Below are 8,546 nucleotides of genomic sequence, written 5' to 3'. Positions count from 1 at the left end.
CTAACTCATAAAAACGGAATTGAAGTGAACTTCACTTCTATTCTCATGAGCGTTTTTGGCTTCAAAGAGCCGAGTTCCAAAGAACTTGGCTGTTCGCCTCAAACGCCCACGCTTATCGGCTGTATATTTTTAAGGATCGAAGCAGAGAATTTCTTCTTTGCTCCCGACTCGCTGCGATCAGCGAAGCCTTGAATTCTAGCACAGTTTTTAGCGTCGTTGCAATCAAATTTCTTCGATCTTTCCAACACCAGCGATCTGCATCGCTTCTCTTCAGCAGAGCCTTGCATTGTAGCACGTTTTTTCAACCCGCCAACAACAAGAATCCTACCGCAGCAATCAGAGCATCAGCCCCAACCACCAGATAAGACCACCAAAGCAACCCTCTCATAAAAAAAGCCACCCTTGCGGGTGGCTTTTTTCTATCCTGGCGGAAACGGAGGGATTCGAACCCTCGATGAGGCTCTACACCCCATACTCCCTTAGCAGGGGAGCACCTTCGGCCACTCGGTCACGTTTCCGGAATGACGTTATTGTAACGTGCTTTTTTGCCGGTTTCGGCAAAACGATGATTTTATTCCGGCTTGTCGAGACCGAAGGCGGTGTGCAGGGCGCGCACGGCCAGCTCCAGGTACTTCTCGTCGATGACGACGGAGGTCTTGATCTCGGAGGTGGAGATCATCTGGATGTTCACGCCTTCCTGGCTCAGTGCACGGAACATGGTGGATGCCACGCCCACATGGCTGCGCATGCCGATGCCGACAATGCTGACCTTGGCGATGTTGGGGTTGCCGACGACTTCGGTGGCACCCAGGGCGGGCACGACCTTGTCGCGCAGCAGCTCCATGGCGCGTTGGTAGTCGCCCTGGCTGACGGTGAAGCTGAAGTCGGTTTTGCCTTCCTTGCTGATGTTCTGGATGATCACATCGACTTCGATGTTGGCATCAGCCACCGGACCCAGGATGCCGTAGGCGATGCCGGGGGTGTCGGGCACGCCGAGAACGGAGATCTTGGCTTCGCCGCGGTTGAATGCGATGCCGGATACGACGGCCTTTTCCATTTTTTCGTCTTCCTCAAAAGTAATCAGCGTGCCGGAGGTGGATTCCTCCTCCAGGTCGATGTCCCAGGGCGTGAAGCTGGAGAGCACGCGCATGGGCACCTTGTACTTGCCGGCAAATTCCACCGAGCGGATCTGCAGCACCTTGGAGCCGAGGCTGGCCATCTCCAGCATTTCCTCGAAGCTCACGGTGTTCAGGCGCTTGGCGGCCTGCACCACGCGCGGGTCGGTGGTGTAGACGCCGTCCACGTCGGTATAGATAAGGCACTCGGCCGCCTTCAGCGCCGCAGCCACGGCCACGGCCGAGGTGTCGGAGCCGCCACGGCCCAGCGTGGTGACATGTCCGTTGGGATCGATGCCCTGGAAGCCCGTGATGATGACCACGCGGCCAGCGTCGAGTTCGGCACGAACGCGCTTGTCGTCGATGGACTCGATGCGTGCCTTGGTGAAGCTGCTGTCGGTGCGCACGGGAACTTGCCAGCCCGAGAAGCTGATGGCTTCCACGCCTTCGGCCTGCAGCGCAATGGCCAGCAGTGCCGACGACGCCTGCTCGCCCGTGGAGGCAAGCATGTCGAGTTCACGGTAGTACGCCGTTTTGGCCGAGCCGGGAGCCAGCTCGCTGGCCAGACCCAGCAGACGGTTGGTTTCGCCACTCATGGCGCTGGGGACGACCACCATCTGGTGACCGGCACGAGCCCACTTGGCCACGCGCTTGGCAACGTTGCGGATGCGCTCTGTCGAGCCCATCGAGGTGCCGCCGTATTTATGAACGATCAGTGCCATTGGATATCAGGGTGACGAAACTGCTTGCCACGGCGCTGTACGACAGAGGGATGCTTGTGCAAGCCAGGATGTTCGAGAGGACTGCGCATGAAGCGAAATGTCCGCCCGGACCCGTCTTGCGCAAGCCGTTTGGTTTTGGCGCGCCGCCGGTTTTCGTACAAAGTTGGACCAAAACTCGTCAATTGTACCAATCGAGCACCGACCCCAGGCGCCGCACAAAACCCCGCCCCATCTTGAGATGGATGCGGTGGCCTCGCGTACGGCAAACGCCGATCTGCGCGAGCAGCTGATCGAGCTGCGCGGCACTGGGCGTGGTGGCATGCACGCTGCGCAGCCAGTGGCGCAGCACATTGGCCTGGCGCGCGGGGCTCAGCGCCTGCAAGGCGGTGATGCCGGGGGGGGTGCCGATGGCCGCCAGATCGGCCTGCGCCATCTCCTGCAGAAGTTCGGCCGCCTCGGCGCAATGCCGGCTGCTGCGCGCGAACGTGGCGCGAAACTGGGGAAAGGCCTGCTGCAGCGCGGGCAGCAACTGGGCGCGGATGCGATTGCGCGTATAGCGCGCGTCGGCATTGGTCGGGTCCTCCACCCACGCTTGGCCACGCGCCGCAAGCCAGTCACGCAGGACTTGGCCGGGCAGATCAAGCAGCGGACGATGCCATTCGAGACCCGCCCTGCTCCACTGCGCCGGCATGGCAGCCAACCCGGCCACACCGGCGCCGCGAGACAGGGCCAGCAGCAGCGTCTCGACCTGGTCGTCCGCATGTTGCGCCAGCGCCATGCTGCAAACGGGCGGCAAGGGATCTCCGCTGGCGCCCTGCCCAGGCCAGGGTTCGCGGGCGGCCTCTATCAGCGTTGCGTAGCGCAGCTGGCGTGCGGCGTCCTCAGGACTCTGGCCCGGCGCGTGGCGCGCGTCCACGCGGCGAATCTTCAAAGGAACGGCATGCTGCGCGCAGACTTTCTCGCACTGGCCGACAAAGGCGTCGGCCGCTGACTGCAGACCGTGGTGCACATGGATGGCCACGACCTGGCCCGGCCAGCGCTCGGCGCAGGCCAGCAGCAGCGCCGTGGAGTCCGCACCTCCGCTGAAGGCCACGGCCAGCGGCAGTTGCGGCGCAAAGCGATGGATGGCGGCGTCCAAAGCGGCACCCGGTGCAGCACCTGGAGCGGCTGCCGGAACATTGCGCAGCGGGTCGGTGATCGGAATTTCCACAGGCTTGGATCAGGTATGTCAGGACTCAGGCCGAGTCCCGGCGCAAAAAGAAAACGGCTCCCAGGGGAGCCGTTCAGTGTGCCAGAGCGTGGCGCAGGCCTTCAGCGGTTGTCGGCCTTGGTGTCGGCGAAGCGGCCGTAGCTTTGCAGGCGCTCGTAACGGCGGTCCTGCAGTTCCTTGGGCTTGAGGTCCGCCAGCTGGCGATAGGCATCGCCCAGCGCGCGCTTGAGGAAGGCTGCCATTTGCTTGGGGTCGCGGTGGGCGCCGCCCACGGGCTCGTTGACGATCTTATCCACCAGGCCCAGGGCCTTGAGGCGGTGGGCCGTGATGCCCATGGCATCGGCCGCGTCCTGGGCCTTTTCGCCGGTCTTCCAGAGGATGGAGGCGCAGCCTTCCGGGCTGATCACGGAGTAGACGGCGTATTGCAGCATCAGCACCTGGTCGGCGACGGCAATGGCCAGGGCGCCGCCCGATCCACCTTCACCGATGACGGTGGTGATGATGGGGGTCTGCAGCTGGGCCATTTCGTAGATGTTGCGGCCAATGGCTTCGGACTGGCCGCGCTCTTCGGCTTCGATGCCGGGGAAGGCGCCAGGCGTGTCCACGAAGGTGAAGACCGGCAGGCCGAACTTTTCGGCCGTCTTCATGAGGCGCAGGGCCTTGCGGTAGCCCTCGGGGCGCGTCATGCCGAAGTTGCGCAGCGTGCGCTCCTTGGTGTCGCGGCCCTTCTGGTGGCCGATGACCATGCAGGAAATGCCATTGAAGCGCGCCAGCCCGCCCACGATGGACTGGTCGTCGGCGAAGTGCCGGTCGCCGTGCATCTCGATGAAGTCGGTGAAGCAGTCGCGCACATAGTCCAGCGTGTAGGGACGCTCGGTATGGCGCGCGATCTTGGTGATCTGCCAGGGCGAGAGGTCGCTGTAGATGTCCTTGGTCAGCTGCAGGCTTTTTTTGCTGAGCTGCTCGATCTCTTCCGAGATATCGACTGCGCTTTCGGTCTGCACGTAGCGCAGTTCCTCGATTTTGGATTCGAGCTCGGCGATGGGCTGCTCAAAATCCAGAAAGTTCTTTTTCGCCAACTTGTTTCTCCTTGTCCCAGCCAGGCACGGTGCATGCGTTCCGGCCGGAAAACGGGGGTTGATCGGGTGTGATCGGTTTGTCTTCAGGCTGCAGGCTGCGGTTCGAGCGAGCGCCAAATATACCAAGTCGCCACGGTGCACCACGGCTTCCAGGCCTCGGCAACCTCACGCGCCTCACTGCGGCTGACGGGGTCGCCTGAAAAATAGTTCTGGCTGATGCCCGAGATCAGGCCTGCATCGTCCAGCGGCAGCACATTGGGCCGCTGCAGGTAGAAGATGAGGAACATCTCGGCCGTCCACCGGCCCACGCCTCGGATGGACATGAGCTCGGCCACGATGGCTTCGTCACTCATGCCCTGCCAGTCGTCCTGGTGCAGGCGGTGCTCGGTGAAGTGCATGGCCAGGTCCACCAGGTAGTCCACCTTGCGGGCAGACAGGCCCACGGCGCGCATGTCGTCCACCTTGAGCTTGAGCACCAGGTCAGGCGCCATGCGGGCGGGCAGGCGCGCGAACTTGTTCCACAGCGTCTGCGCAGCCTTCATCGAGATCTGCTGGCCCACGATGGAGCGCGCCAGCGTGGCGAAGGCATCGCCACCGGGCTGCAAGGCCAGGTGGGCAAAGCGCGGGATCAGGCGCTTCATCACGCGATCGCGCCGCACCAGCTGGCGGCAAGCCTCGGCCCAATAGGCCGGAGCACCCTCGGGCGGCGCGGGCAGGGATATCTTGGCCTTGGGAGCGGAGGCAGCGGCAGCGGCGGCCGCAGGCGCCGAACCTGCGCGCGCGCCCAGCGTCACCATCGGCAGCGGGGCCGGTTGCTGTTCGGGCACGGGCAGATCGGCCACCAGCGGCAACTGCTCGAAATCCATGGTGTCCAGGGGTTTGGCGGAGGCCATCAAAGCACCTCCCCGCACCTGGCGCGGCACATCTGGCAAGGCATACGGATCAGCCCTTTGCGGCTGCCTCCCAGGTCGTGCCTGCGGGGGAGTCCTTGAGCACGATGCCCTGTTCCAGCAGCGCCTTGCGGATGCGGTCGGCCTCGACCCAGTCCTTGGCCGCCTTGGCGGCTGCGCGTGCGGCAATCTGCGCCTCGATGGCGCCGGCATCCATCTCCGAAGTGCCCGCCTGCAGGAAGGCCTGCGGGTCGCCCTGCAGCAGCCCCAGGCAGCCGGCCAATGCCTTGAGCAGGCCCGCCGTCTCGGCACTCTTGCTGCGGTTGACTTCGGCTGCCAGCTCGAACAGCACGGCCACGGCCTCGGGCGTGCCGAAGTCCTCGTCCATGGCCGCCTTGAAGCGTGCGGCAGCGGGATGATTCCAGTCGATGGCGACCTCGGCAGGCGCGACCAGGCTCAGCGCCGTGTACAGGCGCTTGAGCGCGCCGCGTGCGTCGTTCAGGTGCACGTCGCTGTAGTTCAGCGGGCTGCGGTAGTGGCTGCGCACGACGAAGAAGCGCACGGTCTCGGCGTCGTACTCCTTGAGCACGTCGCGGATGGTGAAGAAGTTGCCCAGCGACTTGGACATCTTCTCGTTGTCCACGTTGATGAAGCCATTGTGCATCCAGACCTGCGAGAACGGCTTGCCGGTCGCGCCTTCGCTCTGGGCGATCTCGTTTTCGTGGTGCGGGAACTGCAGGTCGGCACCGCCGCCGTGGATGTCGAAGCTCTCGCCCAGCATCTCGCAGCCCATGGCCGAGCACTCGATGTGCCAGCCGGGACGGCCCACGCCCCAGGGGCTGGCCCACTTGACCTCTTCCGGCTCGGCGGGCTTGGCGCTTTTCCACAGCACGAAGTCCAGCGGATCCTGCTTGCCATCCTGCACGGCCACGCGTTCGCCGGCCTGCAATTCGTCCAGCGACTTGCCCGACAGCTTGCCGTAGCCGGGGAACTTGCGCACGGCGAAGTTCACGTCGCCATCCGTGCCCTGATAGGCCAGACCCTTGTCCTGCAGACGGCCGATCATGGACAGCATCTGCGGCACGTATTCGGTGGCACGCGGCTCGTGCGTGGGGCGCTCGATGCCCAGGGCGTCGGCGTCCTGGTGCAGGGCGTCGATCATGCGGTCGGTCAGCGAGCGGATGGTCTCGCCGTTCTCGACGGCGCGACGGATGATCTTGTCGTCGATGTCGGTGATGTTGCGCACATAGGTCACGCGATGGCCGCTGGCACGCAGCCAGCGCTGCACCACGTCGAAAGCGACCATGGAGCGTGCGTGTCCCAGGTGACACAGGTCGTACACGGTCATGCCGCACACATACATGCGCACATGGCCCGGTTCGATTGGCGAAAACGCTTCCAATGCACGCGACAGCGTGTTGTAGATACGCAAACTCATGGATGTTTATCAGGGGAGAAAGGGTCGCTGCAGGGGGCGCGTCCCACGCGCCGCCGGACCCTTGGCGCCGATGCAGGCATGCTCAGCAGGGAGCAGGAGCGGCAGGCGCAGAGCCCGTGTGACCCAGCACACCCCTCAGCTACAATTGACCGCAGTATAAGCCCGCGCCGCGGGGCATTCCCCCGAGGCCCCGAAAGCACCTACATGCCTCTACGCAACTCGTTTCGCTCCGCCCTGCGCCTCGCGGCACTGGCGGCCCTGCTCGCAACAGGCCACGCCCACGCCGACGACTATACGGAAGTGAATCAGTTGCTGCGCAACGGCAAGAGCACCCAGGCGCTGGCACGCGCCGATGCCTATCTGGCCAAGAACGCACGCGACCCGCAGATGCGCTTTCTCAAGGCGGTTGCACTGACCGACAGCGGCAAGACAGACGAGGCCATCGCCGCGCTGAATCAGCTCATCGAGGACTACCCCGAGCTGCCCGAGCCCTACAACAATCTGGCGGTCATCTATGCCGGCCAGAACCAGCTCGACAAGGCGCGCTCCGCGCTCGAATCCGCCGTGCGCAACAACCCCAACTACGGCGTCGCCTACGAGAACCTGGGCGACATCCATGCCCGCCTGGCCTACGAGGCCTACTCCAAGGCGCAAGGCCTGGATGGCCGCGCGGCCAGCGTGCGCCCCAAGCTCAAGCTGCTGCGCGACCTGCTGGCGCCCGTCACCGCCGCCAAGTAGGCCCCCGGCCCACGCGCGCAGCCCTTGCGCCAGCGCGCGTGCGGCGGTCGATCGGGTCTTGCCATGCCTGGCGCGCACCCGCAGGAACCTGCCCGGTTTTCCCCACTCCATCCCCCAGCCCTTTGGCTTTCACAGGAGATTCGCATGACCACACGCCGCATTGCGTCGCTTTCCCTGGCCGGCATGGCCCTGGCCGCTTCCCTTTTCACCGCCCTGCCCGCCATGGCGCAGAACGCCACGCCCAAGGTGCAGATCAAGACCAGCATGGGCGACATCGTGCTGGAGCTGAACGAGGCCAAGGCCCCCAAGACCGTGGCCAACTTCATGCAGTACGTGCGCGACAAGCACTATGACGGCACGGTGTTCCACCGCGTGATGGACGGCTTCATGATCCAGGGCGGCGGCATGGATGCCAGCCTCAAGGAAAAGCCCACGCGCGCGCCGATTCCGCTGGAAGCGGACAACGGCCTCAAGAATGACCGGGGCACCATCGCCATGGCGCGCACGGGCAACCCCAACTCGGCCACCTCGCAGTTCTTCATCAACGTGGTGAACAACGACATGCTCAACGCGCCCAAGCCCGATGGACACGGCTACGCCGTCTTCGGCCGCGTGGTCCAGGGCATGGATGTGGTGGACAAAATCCGCACGGTGGCCACGGGCAACCAGGGCATGCACCAGAATGTACCCACCAAGCCGGTGACCATCCTCTCGGCCACCGAAGTCAAGTAAACCGCGCGCCGCGCCTTGCGTGGCACGCCCTTCCCCTCCATCCAACAAGGAATCGCCATGAGCAATCCCCAAGTCGAACTCCACATCGCCGACCACGGCGTCATCACCATCGAACTCGACGCCGCCAAGGCCCCGAAGAGCACAGAGAACTTCCTGGCCTATGTGAACAAGGGCCACTACAACAACACCATCTTCCATCGCATCATCGATGGCTTCATGATCCAGGGCGGCGGCTTCGAGCCCGGCATGAAGCAAAAGGAGACGGACGCCCCCATCGAGAACGAGGCCAAGAACGGCCTGAAGAACGACAAGTACACCCTGGCCATGGCCCGTACCGGCGACCCGCACTCTGCCACCGCCCAGTTCTTCATCAACGTGGCCGACAACGGCTTCCTGAACCACACCTCGCCCAGCGCACAGGGCTGGGGCTATGCCGTGTTCGGCAAGGTGATCAAGGGCACCGAGATCGTGGACAAGCTGCGTGGCGTGAAGACCGGCCGCAACGGCGGTCACCAGGACGTGCCCAAGGATGACGTGATCATCGAAAAGGCCGTGGCCCTGTAATCAGGCGCTTCCGCACACTGGGCGGCCGTGCCCTTTGGGGTCCGGCCGCCCTGTTGTC

General features: G+C 64.1%; 9 protein-coding genes and 1 tRNA gene. 4 read left to right on the top strand and 6 right to left on the bottom strand.

All coding sequences use genetic code 11. The features are described 5' to 3' along the window. On the top strand, positions 1 to 192 hold a 192-nt coding region (locus LGR64_RS20995), incomplete at its 5' end, for a hypothetical protein (RefSeq protein WP_230356834.1). Between the two features lie 233 nt (positions 193 to 425). Here the strand turns inward: LGR64_RS20995 and LGR64_RS20990 are convergent. The 6 genes from LGR64_RS20990 to cysS form a co-directional block, all read right to left on the bottom strand. Further along, positions 426 to 518 (bottom strand) — tRNA-Ser (locus tag LGR64_RS20990). A 53-nt stretch (positions 519 to 571) separates the two neighbouring features. Further along, a complete protein-coding gene (locus LGR64_RS20985; RefSeq protein WP_012204430.1) occupies positions 572 to 1,837 on the bottom strand; it encodes an aspartate kinase in 1,266 nt (421 codons plus the stop codon). 178 nt (positions 1,838 to 2,015) lie between these two features. Next, complete coding sequence (gene tilS / locus LGR64_RS20980) at positions 2,016 to 3,023, bottom strand: tRNA lysidine(34) synthetase TilS (RefSeq protein WP_198822162.1); 1,008 nt, start codon at positions 3,021 to 3,023, stop codon at positions 2,016 to 2,018. Positions 3,024 to 3,148: 125 nt separating this feature from the next. Further along, entirely contained in the window at positions 3,149 to 4,126 is a 978-nt protein-coding gene (locus LGR64_RS20975) for an acetyl-CoA carboxylase carboxyltransferase subunit alpha (RefSeq protein WP_012204428.1), read from the bottom strand. A gap of 83 nt (positions 4,127 to 4,209) precedes the next feature. Further along, positions 4,210 to 5,019, bottom strand: coding sequence for a DNA-3-methyladenine glycosylase family protein (locus LGR64_RS20970; RefSeq protein ID WP_034391589.1), 810 nt, complete (start codon positions 5,017 to 5,019; stop codon positions 4,210 to 4,212). A 49-nt stretch (positions 5,020 to 5,068) separates the two neighbouring features. Next, positions 5,069 to 6,454 (bottom strand): cysteine--tRNA ligase, encoded by a 1,386-nt coding sequence (cysS, locus tag LGR64_RS20965; RefSeq protein ID WP_141829197.1) that lies wholly within the window; start codon positions 6,452 to 6,454, stop codon positions 5,069 to 5,071. Positions 6,455 to 6,658: 204 nt separating this feature from the next. Between cysS and LGR64_RS20960 the strand changes: the two genes are divergently transcribed. The 3 genes from LGR64_RS20960 (at position 6,659) to LGR64_RS20950 (ending at position 8,488) form a co-directional block, all read left to right on the top strand. Beyond that, complete coding sequence (locus LGR64_RS20960) at positions 6,659 to 7,192, top strand: tetratricopeptide repeat protein (protein WP_013803374.1); 534 nt, start codon at positions 6,659 to 6,661, stop codon at positions 7,190 to 7,192. Between the two features lie 144 nt (positions 7,193 to 7,336). Next, the gene (locus LGR64_RS20955; RefSeq protein WP_013803375.1) at positions 7,337 to 7,924 is read left to right on the top strand and encodes a peptidylprolyl isomerase; all 588 of its coding nucleotides are present in this window, start codon (positions 7,337 to 7,339) and stop codon (positions 7,922 to 7,924) included. Positions 7,925 to 7,981: 57 nt separating this feature from the next. Next, a complete protein-coding gene (locus LGR64_RS20950; protein ID WP_141829199.1) occupies positions 7,982 to 8,488 on the top strand; it encodes a peptidylprolyl isomerase in 507 nt (168 codons plus the stop codon). Positions 8,489 to 8,546: the final 58 nt, after the last annotated feature.

Origin of the sequence: Delftia sp. Lp-1 (assembly GCF_020523835.1) — a bacterium.
GTDB lineage: Bacteria > Pseudomonadota > Gammaproteobacteria > Burkholderiales > Burkholderiaceae_C > Comamonas > Comamonas acidovorans.
The sequence above is the reverse complement of the archived record's forward strand: the minus strand, read 5'-3'. Positions and strand labels throughout refer to the sequence as shown.